This window comes from Streptomyces sp. NPDC020747, assembly GCF_044334695.1.
Taxonomy (GTDB): Bacteria; Actinomycetota; Actinomycetes; order Streptomycetales; family Streptomycetaceae; genus Streptomyces.
In genome coordinates, this window is record NZ_JBIRTJ010000001.1 from 306,492 (window position 1) to 322,327 (window position 15,836).

General features: G+C 71.2%; 12 protein-coding genes and 1 pseudogene. 2 read left to right on the top strand and 11 right to left on the bottom strand.

Translation table 11 applies throughout. From position 1 onward, the window contains the following. Nucleotides 1–64 precede the first annotated feature (64 nt). The 6 genes from ACH4YP_RS01325 to ACH4YP_RS01350 form a co-directional block, all read right to left on the bottom strand. A complete protein-coding gene (locus tag ACH4YP_RS01325; protein ID WP_361060032.1) occupies nucleotides 65–1,561 on the bottom strand; it encodes an SDR family NAD(P)-dependent oxidoreductase in 1,497 nt (498 codons plus the stop codon). 159 nt (nucleotides 1,562–1,720) lie between these two features. Continuing rightward, nucleotides 1,721–3,064, bottom strand: a complete 1,344-nt coding sequence (locus ACH4YP_RS01330) for a wax ester/triacylglycerol synthase family O-acyltransferase (RefSeq protein WP_361060035.1) — start codon at nucleotides 3,062–3,064, stop codon at nucleotides 1,721–1,723. Nucleotides 3,065–3,229: 165 nt separating this feature from the next. After that, complete coding sequence (locus ACH4YP_RS01335) at nucleotides 3,230–5,578, bottom strand: GH92 family glycosyl hydrolase (protein ID WP_398489435.1); 2,349 nt, start codon at nucleotides 5,576–5,578, stop codon at nucleotides 3,230–3,232. A 130-nt stretch (nucleotides 5,579–5,708) separates the two neighbouring features. Next, nucleotides 5,709–6,929: a glucose-1-phosphate adenylyltransferase gene (glgC, locus tag ACH4YP_RS01340; RefSeq protein WP_361060038.1), complete on the bottom strand. Its 1,221-nt coding sequence runs from the start codon at nucleotides 6,927–6,929 to the stop codon at nucleotides 5,709–5,711. 93 nt (nucleotides 6,930–7,022) lie between these two features. Further along, entirely contained in the window at nucleotides 7,023–8,174 is a 1,152-nt protein-coding gene (gene glgA, locus ACH4YP_RS01345) for a glycogen synthase (protein WP_361060041.1), read from the bottom strand. Between the two features lie 129 nt (nucleotides 8,175–8,303). Further along, nucleotides 8,304–9,014 carry a (2Fe-2S)-binding protein gene (locus tag ACH4YP_RS01350; RefSeq protein WP_361060043.1) on the bottom strand — a complete coding sequence of 237 codons (711 nt, stop codon included), beginning with the start codon at nucleotides 9,012–9,014 and terminating at the stop codon, nucleotides 8,304–8,306. A gap of 243 nt (nucleotides 9,015–9,257) precedes the next feature. Here ACH4YP_RS01350 and ACH4YP_RS01355 point away from each other — a divergent pair, with 243 nt between their 5' ends. Next, a complete protein-coding gene (locus ACH4YP_RS01355) occupies nucleotides 9,258–10,586 on the top strand; it encodes a DMT family transporter (protein ID WP_398488808.1) in 1,329 nt (442 codons plus the stop codon). Here ACH4YP_RS01355 and ACH4YP_RS01360 read toward each other — a convergent pair. After that, nucleotides 10,576–11,760, bottom strand: a complete 1,185-nt coding sequence (locus ACH4YP_RS01360) for a transglycosylase family protein (protein ID WP_398488810.1) — start codon at nucleotides 11,758–11,760, stop codon at nucleotides 10,576–10,578. The two genes, ACH4YP_RS01355 and ACH4YP_RS01360, sit on opposite strands and share 11 nt — an antisense overlap. A 316-nt stretch (nucleotides 11,761–12,076) precedes the next feature. On the opposite strand from ACH4YP_RS01360, the gene gndA reads away from it, so the two are divergent. Next, nucleotides 12,077–13,516, top strand: a complete 1,440-nt coding sequence (gene gndA, locus ACH4YP_RS01365; protein WP_361060052.1) for an NADP-dependent phosphogluconate dehydrogenase — start codon at nucleotides 12,077–12,079, stop codon at nucleotides 13,514–13,516. Between the two features lie 451 nt (nucleotides 13,517–13,967). Here gndA and ACH4YP_RS01370 read toward each other — a convergent pair whose 3' ends face one another. The 4 genes and pseudogenes from ACH4YP_RS01370 to ACH4YP_RS01385 form a co-directional block, all read right to left on the bottom strand. Beyond that, entirely contained in the window at nucleotides 13,968–14,663 is a 696-nt protein-coding gene (locus tag ACH4YP_RS01370; protein WP_398488811.1) for an aspartate/glutamate racemase family protein, read from the bottom strand. Beyond that, a pseudogene (locus ACH4YP_RS01375) lies at nucleotides 14,633–15,022 on the bottom strand (GNAT family N-acetyltransferase); the annotation flags it as partial. The gene ACH4YP_RS01370 and the pseudogene ACH4YP_RS01375, both read right to left, overlap by 31 nt. Before the next feature lies 1 nt (nucleotide 15,023). Further along, nucleotides 15,024–15,443, bottom strand: a complete 420-nt coding sequence (gene panD / locus ACH4YP_RS01380) for an aspartate 1-decarboxylase (RefSeq protein WP_361060057.1) — start codon at nucleotides 15,441–15,443, stop codon at nucleotides 15,024–15,026. A gap of 155 nt (nucleotides 15,444–15,598) precedes the next feature. Further along, nucleotides 15,599–15,811 (bottom strand): MbtH family protein, encoded by a 213-nt coding sequence (locus ACH4YP_RS01385; RefSeq protein WP_361060061.1) that lies wholly within the window; start codon nucleotides 15,809–15,811, stop codon nucleotides 15,599–15,601. Nucleotides 15,812–15,836 lie beyond the last annotated feature (25 nt).

The window sequence follows — 15,836 nt, forward strand, 5'->3', positions numbered from 1 at the left end:
TGCGGCTCCGCCGCGTGGGCGCGACCAGCCACAGCCGACCCGCACCTTCCGAAGCCCCCTTCGCCTACCACTTACCGGGCGCGTAGTCCTTCAAGAACACCCCGAACAGGTCCTCGCCCTGTTCCCCCCGCACGATCGGGTCGTACACCCGAGCCGCCCCGTCGATCAGATCGAGCGGCGCGTGAAAGCCCGCGTCCGCGAGCCGCATCTTGTCCGGATGTGGCCGCTCGTCGGTGATCCACCCGGTGTCGACGGCGGTCATCAGGATGCGGTCCTTCTCGAACATCTCCTGGGCGCTGGTGCGCGTGAGCATGTTGAGCGCGGCCTTGGCCATGTTGGTGTGCGGGTGGCCCGCGCCCTTGTAGCCGCGGTTGAAGACGCCCTCCATGGCGGAGACGTTCACGATGTACGTCCGGTCGGCCCCGGCCGCCGCCATCGCCGCCCGCAGCCGGCTGATGAGGATGAACGGCGCGGTGGAGTTGCAGAGCTGGACCTCCAGGAGCTCGACCGGCGTGACCTCCTCGACGGCCTGGATCCAGCTGTTGGTGTCGTGCAGGTCGGGCACGAGGCCGCCCGCGTCGATGGCCGTACCGGCCGCGATCCGCTCCAGGGACGCGGAGCCGGACACCAGCGCCAGGTCCGTGACCTCCTTCGCGGTCAGCGCACCGCCCCCGGCGACAGGGAGCGCGGACACGGCGCCGGAGCCGAAGGTGCCGATCACCTCGGCGGGCGGCAGTTCACCGGCGGGCAGCGGCCCAGACTCGGCGGCGAGCAGCTCGCTGTAGGCCTCCGGGGAGCGGCGTACGGTCTGGGCGGCGTTGTTGATCAGGATGTCGAGCGGGCCCTCGGCGGCGACGGAGTCGGCGAGGGCGACGACCTGGGCGGGGTCGCGCAGGTCGATGCCGACGATCTTCAGGCGGCCGATCCACTCGTCGCTGTCGGGCATGGCCTTGAAGCGGCGGATGGCGTCGTTCGGGAAGCGCGTGGTGATCGTGGTGTGCGCGCCGTCGCGGAGCAGCCGCAGCGCGATGTACATGCCGATCTTGGCGCGGCCGCCGGTGAGCAGCGCCCGCTTGCCGGTGAGGTCGGCGCGGGCCTCGCGGCGGGTGCGGTTCTCGGCGGCGCAGTTCTGGCAGAGCTGGTGGTAGAAGTAGTCGACCTCGACGTACCGAGCCTTGCAGATGTAGCAGGAGCGGGGGCGCTGGAGTGTCCCCGCGATCTGGCCCTCGTCCGTCACCGACGACGGCAGGATGCCCTCGGTCTCGTCGTCGATGCGCTGGGCGGAGCCGGTGGCCGTGGCCTCGGTGACCGCCTTGTCGTGGGCGGTCTTGGCGGCCCGGCGCTCCTGGCGGCGGCGCTGCTTGACCGTGCGGTAGACGCCCGCGGTGGCGCGGCGCACGGCGATGGCGTCGGGGTGGTCGACCTCGATCTTCTCCAGTTCGTCGAGCACGCCGAGGCAGACGGCCAGCCGCTCCGGGTCGATTCCGGGACCGTACGAGCCTTCCGGGGCCTTAGCCGTGTCCACGGCGGGGGCCGCCTGGCTGTCCTCTGTCACCGTCATCGCCGTTGCCGTTCCTAGGGTTCCGCGCCGCGCGCGAACCGCGCTCGCTTTCGAAGGCGGAATTTTACGGAGCGCAGGGCGAAGGCACCAAACCCGCGATGATCACCGGTCTCTTCCGGACCCCGTGGCGGGCGCTCCACGGGACCCGGAAACGGCGGTTCAGGGCAGGCACGCGGCGAGCAGTTCCTCCACCTCGGCGGTCAGCGCCTTGGCGAACCGGTCGAGGTCCGGCACGGCCGCCGCGTCGGCGACGAGACCGTAGTGGACCCGCCCGCGGAAGGTGGAGACGGCGACCGCGAGGGACTGTCCGCGGGCCAGCGGCGCGAGGGGATAGACCTCGGTGAGCGGGCAGCCGCCGAGCTTCATGCCGAGGCTGGGCAGCGGCACGCTGGTGACGAGGATGTCGAAGAGCAGCCGGGCGGCCTGGCCGACGACGGGCCCGCCGAGCCGGTGGCCGAGCGCCGGCACGTGGTCGGCGAGCAGTGCGACGGCGCCCGCGCCGCGGTTGGGGCCGGCGTCCTTGTTGCGGTTCATGGCCGTTCGGACCGTGTCGAGCCGTCCGAGCGGGTCCGGGTCGTCGACGGGAAGCCGTACCAGGTAGCCGGAGAGCCGGTTGCCCTGCGGGTGGGCGGTGCGCGGGCGGCGTCGCGAGACGGGGATGAGGGCGCGGGGCGCCACGCCCTTGCTGCCGTCGCCGCGCTCGTCCAGCCAGCGGCGCAGGGCGCCTGCGACGACGGCGATCAGCACGTCGTTGACGGTGCCGCCCGCGCTCTTGCGGATCGTGTGGATCTCGTCGAGGTCCACGTTCACTCCGGCGACGCGGCGGGTGCCGGTCGGCTCGGAGACGAGGGCGGCACAGGAGCGTACGCCCCAGGTGGCGCGGGCGACGGAGGCGCCGATGTCGAGGGCCCGGCCCACGTCGGAGAGCGTGCCGCGGACGAGACCGGGCAGCTTGCGCACGTCGGGGAGCAATCCGCGCGAGGCCTCCTTGGGGCGGGGGCGGGGCGTCGGCATGTCCATGGGGTCCATGAGCGCCGCGGCGAGCGTCAGGGCCCGCAGTCCGTCGGCCAGGGCGTGGTGGAACTTGAAGAGCACGGCGAACGAGGTGCCGTCCGCGCCGGGCACCACATGGGCCTCCCACGGGGGCTTTCCGCGCTCCAGGGGGCGTTGCATGATCGCGCCCGCGGCGGCGTGGAAGTCCGCGACGGGTGCGTGCAGCCGGATGTGGTCGAAGGGTTCGAAGTCGGTCGCGGGTTCGCGGGCCGCGCCGCCGAAGGCGAAGGCCAGCGGCTGTCGCAGGTCGAGCGGCTGCCAGATGTCGCGGATCCGCATCCGCAGCCCGGGGACGCCGGCCGCGCGGGCCGCGAGGAGGTCGGCCGCGTGCGGGGCCGCGGCGGGCGAGTTGGCCGCGAAGATCCCGAGGGCCCCGAGGTGCATCGGGTGCTCCGCGGACTCGATGTTCCAGAACGCCAGGTCGAGTGGTGCGAGAAGGTCAGAAGTCAAGGGGTCGGCTCTCGCGTCGACGACGGGTGAGTCAGCAGTCAATCCCGGTGGGGCGATTACGGTCAAGTACGATCAAGCTACGCTCAGTTAACAGCAGATTAAGTCCCGCCACCGATGGCGGTGGCGGGACTCGTGTGGCCTATGGGGTCAGGTCAGTGGGCGATGTCACTTCAGGACGGGCGGCGCGGCGTCCGGGGCCGTGCCCCAGTCGGACGGTTTCCCGCCCACGGTGAAGGCCAGCTGGCGGATGCCGCGCAGCTCGCCTGTCGTCAGGTACGTACGGTCGTGCGCGACCCCGTCACCGTGTACCGACCGGATGTACCGGCGCCCGTCGGAGACGTCCGGCCCCGCCGTCACGGTCAGTGCGCCGAGCGGGTGGTAGCGGCTGTCGAGGGTCAGGTCGACCCGTTCGAAGACCGGTGTGGACAGGCCCCAGGTGTCGAATCCGGGCTGCACCGGGAAGATCCCGATGGCCGACAGAACGTGCCAGGCGGACATGGTCCCCAGGTCGTCGTTGCCGGTCATGCCGGTCGGCGCGTCCGTGAAGAGCGTCAGCGCGGCGTGCACCACGTCGGTGGTCTTCCAGGGCGTGCCGGTCGACAGATAGGTGTACGGGGCGATCAGGTCGGGCTCGTTCTGGGGGTTGTACTTGTCGGCGTTGTAGTAGGCGTACGGTCCGTTGACCCACACCTCGCGGGCCGTCCTCGCCGGGTCCTTCATCAGCCGGTCGTACGCGAAGAAGGCGTCGAGCCGGTCGTTCGCGGCCTGCCTTCCGCCGATCAGGTCGATCATCCCGGGCAGGTCCTGCGGAACCAGCCACTGGTACTGCCAGGACGTGCCCTCGTGGAATCCCTCGGTCCGGGCCGGATCGGCCGCGCCCGTGAAGGCGCCCGAGGCGTCCCGGGCCCGGAAGAAGCCGGTCGAGGGGTCGAAGATCCGGCGGTAGTTCTGGGCGCGGGCTGCATACCGCGCGGCGTCCGCCTCGTGCCCGAGTTCCCGTGCCATCTGGGCGAGCATCGCGTCGGACAGGGCGTACTCCAGCGTCGCGGACGCCCCGTGGTCGTAGTCCGAGTCGCCGGGCTTGGCGTGCGGACGGCCCTTGAGGCGGGGCACGAATCCGTCGGCGATGTACTCCTTGTTGCCCTCCCGTCCCAGCGCGGGCGAACCGGCGGGCGGCACGCCGTCGGCGTTCTTCTTCAGCGCCCGGTAGGTCTGCTCCTCGTGCCCGTCCAGCAGGCCCTGCTGGTAGGCGTTGGTGAGGAACGGGGTGACCGGATCGCCGGTCATGATGTTCGTCTCGACCGTCCCGTAGCCCCACTTGGGCAGCCAGCCGCCCTCCTCGTCGATCTTCAGGACGGAGAGCGCCATGTCACGCGACTCACGGGGCGCCAGCAGGGCGAGGAGCTGTGCCTGGGTGCGGTACGTGTCCCACAGCGACCAGTTCTGGTAGTAGGTGAAACCCTTCTCGCGGTGGACCTTCCTGTCCCAGCCGGTGTAGCGGCCGTCCGCGTCGCTGCCGATGTTCGGGGCGAGGAAGGACCGGTAGAGGGAGGAGTAGAAGGTGCGCCGGAGCGTGTCCTCGCCGCCTCGCACCCGTACGTCGTCGAGCCGGTCCTCCCAGGCCCGCCGCGCCGAGTCCCGGACGCTGTCGAAGGAACGGCCTCCCTCGGAGCGGAGGTTCACGGCCGCGCCGCGCGCGTCCACGTACGACAGCGCGGTGGTCGCCTCGACCGTGCGGTCCTTCGTCGTGTCGAAGCGGAGGTACGCGCCGGTGCGGCCCGGGCCGGTCGAGCGGGTCGAGCCCTCGGTGACCGTGTCGTCCCGCCAGGTGCCGGACGTGGTGAACGGCCGGTCGAAGCGGGTGAGGGTGTGGACGGTGTACGGCCCGGTGGCGCGGCAGAAGCCGCTGCCCGTGATCGTGCTGCGTACGGTGCGGTCGTCGAGGATCTCGATCGTCGTGGAGACCGTCTTGTGCAGCGACTGGCCGGCGTTCAGGAGGACGTTCGCCTTGTCCGTGGCCGGAAAGGTGTAGCGCTGCACACCGGTGCGCGCGGTGGCGGTCAGCTCGGCGTCGATGCCGTTCTTCAGGCCGACCTTGTAGTGGCCGGGGCTCGCCTCCTCCGAGTCGTGGCCGAACTCGGCGGCGTACTTCGCGTAGTCGGTCTGTGTGACGTCACCCGTGGTCGGCAGGACCGGCAGATCCCCGCCGAGGCGGCAGCCGACCCCGGACAGGTGGACCAGGGAGAAGCCGCGGATGTGGCGCTGCGAGTAGTCGTAGCCGGTGTTGTGCCCGGTGTCCGGGGACAGCTGCACCATGCCGAAGGGCACGGCGGCGCCCGGGAAGGTGTTGCCCTCGTTCTGGGTGCCGATGAACGGGTTCACCAGCTCGGTGAGCCGCCCCTCCCCCGGCTCGGCGGCACCCACGGCGGGAGCGGCGAGCCCGCCGCCCAGCCCGAGCAGGGCGGCGGCGATCACCGCGGCCGTACGCGGGCGCGGGTGTCCGGTCCATCTCATACGCAGGTCCTCCGTGTCGGGCTCGATCACCGTGCGGTCGTACTTATGAGACCGCTCGGCGTGCCCGTCACCTCGGACCTGCCGGGGTGGGCCGCGCATTGCCACCCCGGCAGCCCAACGTGCCCGGCCGCTACGACACGTGCTGCCCCTTGCCGAGCCCGATCACGCCGCCCTTGGAGACGGTGTAGAGCTCCTGGTCCCGCTCCGGGTTGACGCCGATCGTCGCTCCCGGGGGCACCTGTACGTTCTTGTCGAGGACCGCGCCACGCACGACCGCGCCCCGCCCGATGTGCACGTTGTCGTGCAGCACCGAGCCCTGGACGACCGCGCCCGGGTCGACGACGACACCCGGCGAGAGGACCGAACGGGTGACCTGGCCGCGGATCAGGCAGCCCGCGCTGATGATGGACTCGCTCGCCATACCGCCGGCGTTGAAACGGGCCGGCGACAGCTGGCCGGAGTGGGTGTAGACGGGCCAGCTGCGGTTGTAGAGGTTGAAGGCGGGCCGCTCGGCGATCAGGTCCATGTGCGCGTCGTAGTACGCGTCGAGGGTCCCCACGTCCCGCCAGTAGCCCTGGTCGCGGACCGTCTCGCCGGGCACGTGGTTCTCGCTGAAGTCGTACAGCTGGGCCTCGCCGCGGTCGGTGAGCGTGGGCAGGATCGAACCGCCCATGTCGTGCACGGAGTTCTCGTCCTCGGCGTCCCGGTGCAGCGCCTCCACCAGGGTCTTCGTGGTGAAGACGTAGTTGCCCATGGACGCGAAGACGCACTCCGGGTCGTCCGGGAGACCCGGCGGGTCGGCGGGCTTCTCCAGGAAGCCCCGGACGCTCTGACCGTCCGTCCCGGGAGAGATGACGCCGAAGGCCGACGACTCGGCCCGGGGCACGCGGATCCCGGCGACGGTCACTCCCGCGCCGCTGTCGATGTGCTGGGTCAGCATCTGCCGCGGGTCCATGCGGTAGACGTGGTCGGCGCCGAACACCGCGATGTAGTCGGGCTGTTCGTCGTGCACGAGGTTCAGCGACTGCAGGATCGCGTCGGCGCTGCCCAAGTACCAGCGCGGGCCGAGCCGCTGCTGGGCCGGGACCGGCGTCACGTAGTTGCCGAGCAGGCTCGACATCCGCCACGTCGTGGTGATGTGCCGGTCGAGCGAGTGCGACTTGTACTGCGTCAGGACGCAGATGCGCAGGATGTCGGCGTTGACGAGGTTGGAGAGTACGAAGTCCACGAGGCGGTACGTTCCGCCGAAAGTCACAGCGGGTTTCGCCCGGTCGGCGGTCAGGGGCATCAGCCTCTTGCCCTCACCGCCCGCCAACACGATTCCCAGCACCGAAGGTCCACCGCGTCGCATGCCGCCGCCCCTCTACCGCCCGGTTCGGGCCACGTTCTCGAACTACACCTGCCAGAGGACTACCCCCGTGGGAGGGCGATCCGCGCCCGCGGACTACCCCGGTTTGAGGATTTCCTCGTACAGCTGGACGGTGCGCCGAGCCACCGCGTCCCAGCCGAACTCCCGCACCGCCCGCTCCCGTCCCGCCTCGCCCATGCGCCGGGCGGCCTGCGGATCGGCGAGCAGCGAGTCCAGGGCACGCGCGAGCTGCGCCTCGAAATCGTCCTCGACGGACACCAGCAGCCCGGTCTCGCCGTCCGCGACGACCTCGGGAATCCCACCCACCCGCGAGGCCACGACGGCCGTGCCGCAGGCCATCGCCTCCAGGTTGACGATGCCCAGGGGCTCGTACACCGAGGGGCAGACGAACACGGCGGCGTGCGTGAGGAGTTGGATCACGTCCGGACGCGGCAGCATCTGCGGGATCCAGTGCACGTCCTCACGGACGCTGCTGAGCTCCTGGAACAGGTCGCGGAACTCCTGGTCGATCTCCGGTGTGTCGGGGGCTCCCGCGCACAGGACGACCTGGGCGGCCGGGTCGATGTCCCGTACCGCGCGCAGCAGCTGGGGGACACCCTTCTGGCGGGTGATGCGGCCGACGAACAGGACGTACGGTCGACCGGGGTCGAGGCCGATGCGGTCGATCACGTCCGTGCCGTGGTCCGGCCGGTAGAGAGAGGTGTCGATGCCGTTGTGCAGGACGCGCACCTTCGCCGGGTCCAGGGAGGGGTAGCAGCCCAGGATGTCCTCGCGCATGGCCGTGGAGACGGCGATCACGGCGTCGGCGGCCTCGATGGCGGTGCGCTCGGCCCAGCTGGAGAGGGCGTAGCCGCCGCCGAGCTGCTCGGCCTTCCAGGGGCGCAGGGGCTCCAGGGAGTGTGCGGTCATGACATGCGGAATGCCGTACAGCAGCTTCGCCATGTGGCCCGCGAGGTTGGCGTACCAGGTGTGCGAGTGGACGAGCTCGCGGCCTTCGAGGGCGGCGGTGATGGCGAGGTCCACGGAGAAGGTGCGCAGTGCGTCGTTCGCGCCGTCGAGCGTGGGCCAGGGCCGGTGGCGTACGACTCCGCCCGCGGCGCCCTCGCCCCAGCAGTGCACGTCCAGCTCGGTGAGGGGCCTCAACTCCCGGGCGAGGAACTCGACATGAACCCCCGCACCGCCGTACACATCAGGCGGGTACTCCCGGGAAAGCAGTCCCACACGCACCCGGAACCCCCTGTCTCAGCGGCTGGTTCCCACATGGTCACCCAGAAGTGGCCCTTGGGGAAGAGCGCGAGGGACGGCACGCCCCCACGGCTCGGCACCACGATGCCCGGAGTCGCGGCACCACCGCGCTCAGAGGCGGCGCGGGGGACGTACGAAACAGCAGTCGCCGCACACTCCGCCACCGGGTACCCGGTAGTAGAGGCAGCAGCTGCGCCGCCGGAACGCCGTGCCGTTCAGAGTGCCGGTGTCCCGCAGGCCGGGGTGGTCGAAGAGCTCGGCGGCGAGTGAGCGGGCCCTCTCGCCGACCTCCGGGCGGCCGTTGGCGCGGGCCCAGCGGTCGAGTTCACGTGCGGCACCCGCGAGCGCGGAGGCCGCGTTGCCCCGCAACAGCCCCGCGGAGACGGGCTGCCGGGCCCGCAGCACCGCCGCGAGGGGTTCGAGATGCCCGTCCTGTACGACCCGCCGGACGGTGGCCGCGTCACCGGGCAGGGCGCGTGTCTCGGCCAGCCACAGGTCGTCGGGCGCGCTGCCGTCCGCGTCCCAGCGCAGCAACCGGGGATCGAGGTCGGGGATCTGTCCGTAGAGCGCCGCCGCGCCCAGGGCCACCGACCACAGCCGGGCGGCGAGTCCCTGCTGTGCCACCGAGACCCCGATACGCGTCTCGGGGGCGCCCAGCAGCCGTACGACCTTGCGGACACGGAAAGTGAGCGGATCCGACTCGGCGGTGACGCTCCGTGCCTCATACACCTCCGCGAGGGTCGGCAGCGACGGCCGTCCCGTGCGCAGAGCGAAGAAACCTTCGAGGGAGGCGAGTCGATTGAGATCCGGATCGAGGTTCACGGAGACCAAGTAGACCAAGGGGGCATAACGGAGCCACTAGGGGGGTTGTACCCGGTGTCACCCGACCTGGGGAGGACTAGGCCCAAGACGTACTCCATCGGCAGTATGACCCAATGACTGCTCAGGTACGACGACACAGGCGCTTTCAAAAGGGATCGTATTAACCATGGAAGCCGACCGATCGCCGCACCGGACTCCCCGCCTTCGGGAGAACGTCCGTCACATGCAGAGGAGGAGCGACACATGAACGCACTCGTGCTGTCTGTGCTGCTCTCTCTCGTCTCCGCCGTCGCGTACGCCGGCGGGGCGATCGTGCAGGAACGGGTCGCGGCGAACACGCCCGGCACGACCTACGCACCCATGCGCCAGCTCGCCTGGTGGATCGCGGTCGGCCTCAACGCCCTCGGCGGGCTCCTGCACGTCGTGGCGCTCGCCTACGGACCGCTCAGCCTGGTCCAGCCGCTGGGCGCGCTGACCATCGTCTTCGCGCTTCCCATGGCTGCCATCTTTGTACGCCGCAAGGCCGGGGCGACCGCTTGGCGCGGCGCGATCATGGCGACGGTCGGCCTGGCCGGTCTGCTCGCCCTGGTGGGCACGGCGGACTCGCAGTCCCTGAACAGCACCCAGCGCGTGGTGGTCGCCCTGGTCACCGGCGGCGCCGTGGTGGCCCTGATGACGGCCGCCCGCGCCGTGCACCGGCACCCTGCCGTGCGCAGCGTGCTGCTCGCGGCCGCCGCGGGTGTCGCCTTCGGTATGTCGTCGGTGTTCACGAAGACGGTCGCGGTTGACTGGACGGGCGGCGTCTCGCTCGCCGATGTGCCGAGCCTCGCCGTGATCGGTGTCCTGGCGACCGCCGGAATGCTCCTGTCGCAGGCTTCCTACCGGGGCGCCGGCCTCGCCGCGCCGCTGGCCACGCTGACGGTCATCAACCCCATAGTGGCCGCCGCGGTCGGCATCACGATGTTCGGCGAGACGTTCCGCTACGGCGAGACGGGCACCGCCCTCGCGCTCGGCTGCGGGGTCGTCGCCGCGGGTGGTCTGATCCTGCTCACGACGGAGCGCATCAGTGGTTCGGAGCGTACGGCGCCGGTGCCCGTACCCGTACCCGCATCCGTGCCTGTGCCTGTGCCCGCTGTGACCGGAACGATGGCCGACATGGCCGCCAGGACCGAGCCGGGCCCGGTTGCCGAGTCGAGCCGCATCGAGATCAAGGAGCCCGCCACCGTTCCGCCCGGCCGCGCCCTGCCCGAGCGACTCGTCCCGGCGGAGCGGCTGGCCGTCTCCGCGGGAGTACGGGACACGGGGGTACGGGACCAGGAGCGTGCGCGGGAGGACGCTCTCGCGCACGCCGCCGGACTGTTCGCCTCCGCCACCGCGCGGCAGGACGCCCTGCTGCCGCCGCCCGGGTCCAACGGACCCCCGCCGCCCGGCGACACGCCGGACGACATCGAGGGCATCGAGGGCATCGAGGGCATCGACGAACCGTCCTGGCCCAACGGCGGCTACTACGGCCTTCCGTTCCTGCCGTTGCTCCCCGCCCCGGCGGTGATCCGCTCCCGCGTCAAATCGTGACGCCACCGGCGCGCAGATAGGCGACCGGATCGACGTCGCTGCCGAAACCGGGCCCCGTCCGCACCTCGAAGTGCAGATGCGGGCCCGAGCTGTTGCCCGTGGAACCGGAGCGGCCGATGCGCTGGCCGCTCACCACGCTCTGCCCGGCCTTCACGGAGATCGCCGACAGATGGGCGTACTGGGTGTAGCGGCCGTCGCCGTGACGGATCACCACCTGGTACCCGAAGGAACCACCCCAGCCCGCGGTCACGATGCTGCCCGCGCCGACCGACTTGACGGACGTACCGGTCGGCACCGGGAAGTCGACGCCCGTGTGATAGCCCTTCGACCAGGAGGAACCCGAGGCGTGGTACGGCGTTCCCGTACCCGCGCTCACCGGGGCGGTGAGGCCGCGCGTGGTCGATTGGGTCCTCTTCTCTGACTTCTCCTCGACCTTTTCCTTCGCCTTGGCCTTCGCCTTTTCCTTCGGCTTCTTCTCCGTCTTCTCCGACGTGTCGGAGGTGGACGTCGACCCTGTGCCCGGCGACGCCTTCGACTTCAGGTCCAGCCGCTGACCGGGAACGATCATGTCCGGGTCGGCGCCGACCGTCCTGCGGTTGGCGTCGTACAACTGCCGCCAGCCGCCCGGGACCTCGCGTGCGCCCGCGATGCCCGAGAGCGTGTCGCCGCGGACGACGGTGTACATCTCGGCGGTGCCGGCCCGCGACTGGGGCGTGGTCTGCGGCTGTACGTCGCGGACGGTGCGCTTGGACTTCTGGGCGGACGTCCCCGAGGGGTTGATGTCGGGGGTGTCGCCGCCCCGGGTCAGGCCCGCCCGTACCGAGCAGGCCGGCCAGGCGCCGGGCCCCTGGCCCTTGAGGACCTTCTCGGCGACGGCGATCTGCTGGTCCTTGGAGGCGAGGTCGGCGCGTGCCGCGTAGGCCCCGCCGCCGTACGCCTCCCAGGTGGACTGGGTGAACTGCAGCCCGCCGTAGTAGCCGTTGCCGGTGTTGATCTGCCAGTCGTTGGTGGACTCGCAGGCGGCGACCTTGTTCCAGGTGTCCACGTCTGCCGCGTTCGCGACGCCGGTACCGATGAGCGGTATCGCCATCCCGGCGCCGCCTACCGTGACGGTGAGTGAGGCGCGGTTGATCCTGTTCGGCTGATACCGGCGGTGCCGGCCGCGTACGGCCATGAAGGTGCCCCCTCGACAAGCGTCAGGAGCGGCAAAAGTAAACGCTGCTAACAGGCCATGACAAGGGGGCAATCGGCCTCCCTATCCCGCCAAGTGACCAGGAATCGACCTTCGTTCACGGCTGTCGGCACGTATGCCCGGGGCAGATGTGACGGCGAAGTTCGGCGGGGCACTGAGGCGGGGGCGGCTCCGCTGCGTACACACCGTCGGAAAGTCAGGATGTGCGTTCGGCGAACCTGCAAGTCAGGATGGTCGGTGGGGCAAACTGGCAGGCATGACCGGCACTACCGATTCAGTACCTCTAGGAGCCAACCGTATGAGCACTACAGCCCAGATCGGCGTCACGGGACTCGCGGTCATGGGGCGCAATCTCGCCCGTAACTTCGCGCGCAACGGATACGCGGTCGCCCTGCACAACCGCACGGCCGCGCGTACGCACGCGTTGGTGGAGGAGTTCGGCGGCGAGGGCACCTTCGTCGCGACGGAGACCGCCAAGGAGTTCGTCGCCGCGCTGGAGCGCCCGCGCCGCCTTGTGATCATGGTGAAGGCCGGCGAGCCGACCGACGCGGTGATCCAGGAGTTCGCCCCGCTCCTGGAGCCGGGCGACATGATCATCGACGGTGGCAACGCCCACTTCGCGGACACCCGGCGCCGGGAGCGCGAACTGCGCGAGCAGGGCATCCACTTCGTCGGCGCGGGCATCTCCGGCGGCGAGGAGGGCGCGCTGCTCGGCCCGAGCATCATGCCCGGCGGCCCGGTGGAGTCGTACGAGTCGCTCGGCCCGATGCTGGAGAAGATCTCCGCGAAGGCCGCCGACGGCGCCCCGTGTGTCACGCACGTCGGTCCCGACGGCGCCGGACACTTCGTGAAGATGGTGCACAACGGCATCGAGTACGCCGACATGCAGCTGATCGGCGAGGCGTACCAGCTGCTGCGTGACGTGGCGGGCTACTCCCCCGCGCAGATCGCGGACATCTTCCGCACCTGGAACACCGGGCGGCTCGACTCCTACCTGATCGAGATCACCGCCGAGGTCCTGTCGCACGTGGACGCGGCGACGGGCAAGGCCTTCGTGGACGTGGTGCAGGACCAGGCGGAGCAGAAGGGCACGGGGCGGTGGACCGTGCAGATCGCCCTCGACCTGGGCGTTCCCGTGTCGGGCATCGCCGAGGCCGTCTTCGCGCGGTCCCTGTCGGGTCACACCGAGCTGCGTGAGGCCTCGCGCGGGCTGGCCGGGCCCAAGGCCACGGCGCTGAGCGAGGCAGAGGCCGCGGCCTTCGCCGACCAGGTGGAGCAGGCGCTGTACGCGTCGAAGATCGTGTCCTACACGCAGGGCTTCCACGAGATCGCGGCCGGCAGCGCCGAGTACGACTGGAACGTCGACCTGGGCGCGGTCTCCGCGATCTGGCGCGGCGGGTGCATCATCCGGGCGGCCTTCCTCGACCGGATCCGCGCCGCGTACGACACGCGCGCCGATCTGCCGAGCCTGCTGGCCGACGAGACCTTCGCCCAGGAGATCGCGGCGGCGCAGGACGACTGGCGGGCCGTGCTCGTCTCCGCCGTCCAGCAGGGGGTGCCCACGCCCGGGTTCGCGGCGGCGCTGGCGTACTACGACGCGTTGCGTGCGGAGCGGTTGCCCGCGGCGCTCACTCAGGGGCAGCGGGACTTCTTCGGTGCGCACACCTATCGGCGGACCGACCGGGAGGGGTCGTTCCACACGCTGTGGGGCGGCGACCGGTCCGAGGTCGCGGGCTGAGGTTCGGTTTCGGGCTGCGGGTGCGTGGGGGCTTGTCGCGCCCACGCGGCGGAGCCGCACGATGTCACAGCCCCGCGCCCCTGAAAGCCGGCGGGCCGGCGTGGACCATGTCCACGCCGGCCCGCCGGCTTTTGTGCGCCCTCAGCCCAGGGGGCCCGGCTGGGGCTCCGGAGGCGGGGCCGGGGCCGGGTCGGGGGGCTGAGGGAGCGGGGACGGGGACGGTTCCGGGACCGGGTGGGGTTTGGGCGACGGGACCGGGTCCGGTTCCGGGAAGGGTTGGGGGTGGTCGGGGCCCGGGCCCGGTGTGGGGTCCGGCTTCACGGGGTCGGGGTACGGGTGCGTCATGGCGTCCTCCAGCCAGTCGGTACGTCGGCCCTGGACTTCTCCCACGCGTACCCGTGCCCCGCGCGCCCACTCACCCCGTCGCGGGACGAACGGGGACCAGGTGGGCCTACGCCACGCCCGCCATGCCCACCGCGCCGCCGACACCCGCCGCGGCCGCTCCCGCCGCGAGGCCGGGGCGCGGGCTGGACAGCACCGGCACGGCGGTCGTGGTCAGCCGCTGGGCCGGGGTCATCGAGGCCTGGGCGAGGACGATCACGTCGGCGGCCGTGACGCTGTCGGCGGCGGACGCGACGGCACGGGCGTACGCGTCCACGTCGCCCGCCGCGAAGTGGTCCCAGGCGTCGGCCGCCAGCAGGGAGCGTACGGCGGTCGGGGATCCCGCGCGGGCGGCCTCCTCCTCGACGAGGGCCACCGTCGGGCCCAGGGTGCTCTCCACCGTGGCGAGCACGACGACGCGCGGGCCCGCCGCCACCGCGGCGGCCGCCATCGGACGGTCCACCCGGAGCACGGGCACCCCGGGGCGGGCGGCCTCGGCGACCGCGCCGATGGTGGAGCAGGTGCAGAGGACCGCCACCGCCCCGTCGGCGACGGCCCGGTCCAGCATCGCGCGCACCTCGTCGGCGACCGCCTCCGGACCTTCCGCCCGGGCCCGTTCCAGAAGCTCCTCCGACACGAAGTGCCGTAGTTCCAGGGCCGGGTGGTCCTCGTCGCGGAGCGCTTCGAACACGGGGACGTGGACGGGCGAGGTGTGCAGCAGGGCGAGCGGTCCCATCAGAACCGGCCCGGGTGGGCCGTCAGCCATGCCGTCGCCGCGCTCAGCAACTCGGGGTCGGCCACCGGTGCCTCGTCGGGGTGGCGTGCGGCCCACTTGACGACGTACGGACAGAGCGGGGCGACCGGAACTCCCTCGCGGGCCGACACGGCGTACAGCTCACGGGCGAGGGAGCCCGCGATGCCCTTGCCCTCATGGGCGGGCTCCACGATCGTGTGGACCGGGACGAGCGCGCGACCCGGGCTGTCGAGGACGAAGTACTCGATGCGGCCGACGACTTCGTCACCGGCGTACGCCTCCAGACGTCCGGCCGCCCGGTCGTCGCGGATCGCGATCTCGCTCATGGTCTCTCCTCGCGGATACGGATACGGATGCCGACGCGGCCGGCGGTCAGGCCGAGACGGCCTGCGGACTGCGCTCCTGGTCCGAGCCCGGCACCGGCTCGGACGGATCCGCGCCGAGGGCCACGATCCGGTTCGCGGCGTCCACGTGCACGACCCGCGGCCTCAACGACCGGGCCTCGGCGTCGGAGACCTGCGCGTAGCTGATGATGATCACCAGGTCCCCGGGGTGCACGAGGTGCGCCGCCGCCCCGTTGATACCGACGACGCCGGACCCGCGCTCCCCCTCGATGACGTACGTCTCCAGGCGGGCGCCGTTGTCGATGTCGACGATATGGACCAGCTCTCCCGGGAGCAGATCAGCCGCGTCGAGGAGATCGGCGTCGATGGTCACGGACCCGACGTAGTGCAGGTCGGCCTGGGTGACCGTGGCACGGTGGATCTTGGACTTGAACATGGTACGCAGCATGGAGATACTCCCGGACCTAGGCTCCCTGCCTGCGTTATTGCAGGTCAAGGGCGTCGTCCACTGTACATCGACACACCTTCGAATCGAAGACTTACGCCGATGAAGCGGCGGGGACGGGAGGCGGAGTATCAGCCGCCGCCGGTCCCCGCCCCTGCTCAGCCGGCGTTCATGGCGTCTATCAGGCTCTGGGGGCGCATGTCGGTCCAGGTCTGCTCGATGAAGTCGAGGCATGCCTGACGGGCTGCCTCTCCGAAGACCGGCTCCCACCCGTCCGGCACGTCGACGAATGTGGGCCAGAGCGAGAACTGACCCTCCTCGTTCTTCAGAACAAGGTAGTTGGCGTCCTGGTCCTCAAAAGGGTTCGTCATCATTCAGTCCTATCTGCCACTCAAG

What these genes read in the sequence shown, in the direction of transcription:
- ACH4YP_RS01325 (WP_361060032.1), bottom strand. Translation starts at nt 1,561, where the DNA reads ATGACGGTGACAGAGGACAGCCAGGCGGCCCCCGCCGTGGACACGGCT.
- ACH4YP_RS01335 (WP_398489435.1), bottom strand. Translation starts at nt 5,578, where the DNA reads ATGAGATGGACCGGACACCCGCGCCCGCGTACGGCCGCGGTGATCGCC.
- glgC (WP_361060038.1), bottom strand. Translation starts at nt 6,929, where the DNA reads ATGCGACGCGGTGGACCTTCGGTGCTGGGAATCGTGTTGGCGGGCGGT.
- ACH4YP_RS01355 (WP_398488808.1), top strand. Translation starts at nt 9,258, where the DNA reads ATGAACGCACTCGTGCTGTCTGTGCTGCTCTCTCTCGTCTCCGCCGTC.
- ACH4YP_RS01360 (WP_398488810.1), bottom strand. Translation starts at nt 11,760, where the DNA reads ATGGCCGTACGCGGCCGGCACCGCCGGTATCAGCCGAACAGGATCAAC.
- gndA (WP_361060052.1), top strand. Translation starts at nt 12,077, where the DNA reads ATGAGCACTACAGCCCAGATCGGCGTCACGGGACTCGCGGTCATGGGG.
- ACH4YP_RS01370 (WP_398488811.1), bottom strand. Translation starts at nt 14,663, where the DNA reads ATGGCTGACGGCCCACCCGGGCCGGTTCTGATGGGACCGCTCGCCCTG.
- panD (WP_361060057.1), bottom strand. Translation starts at nt 15,443, where the DNA reads ATGCTGCGTACCATGTTCAAGTCCAAGATCCACCGTGCCACGGTCACC.
- ACH4YP_RS01385 (WP_361060061.1), bottom strand. Translation starts at nt 15,811, where the DNA reads ATGACGAACCCTTTTGAGGACCAGGACGCCAACTACCTTGTTCTGAAG.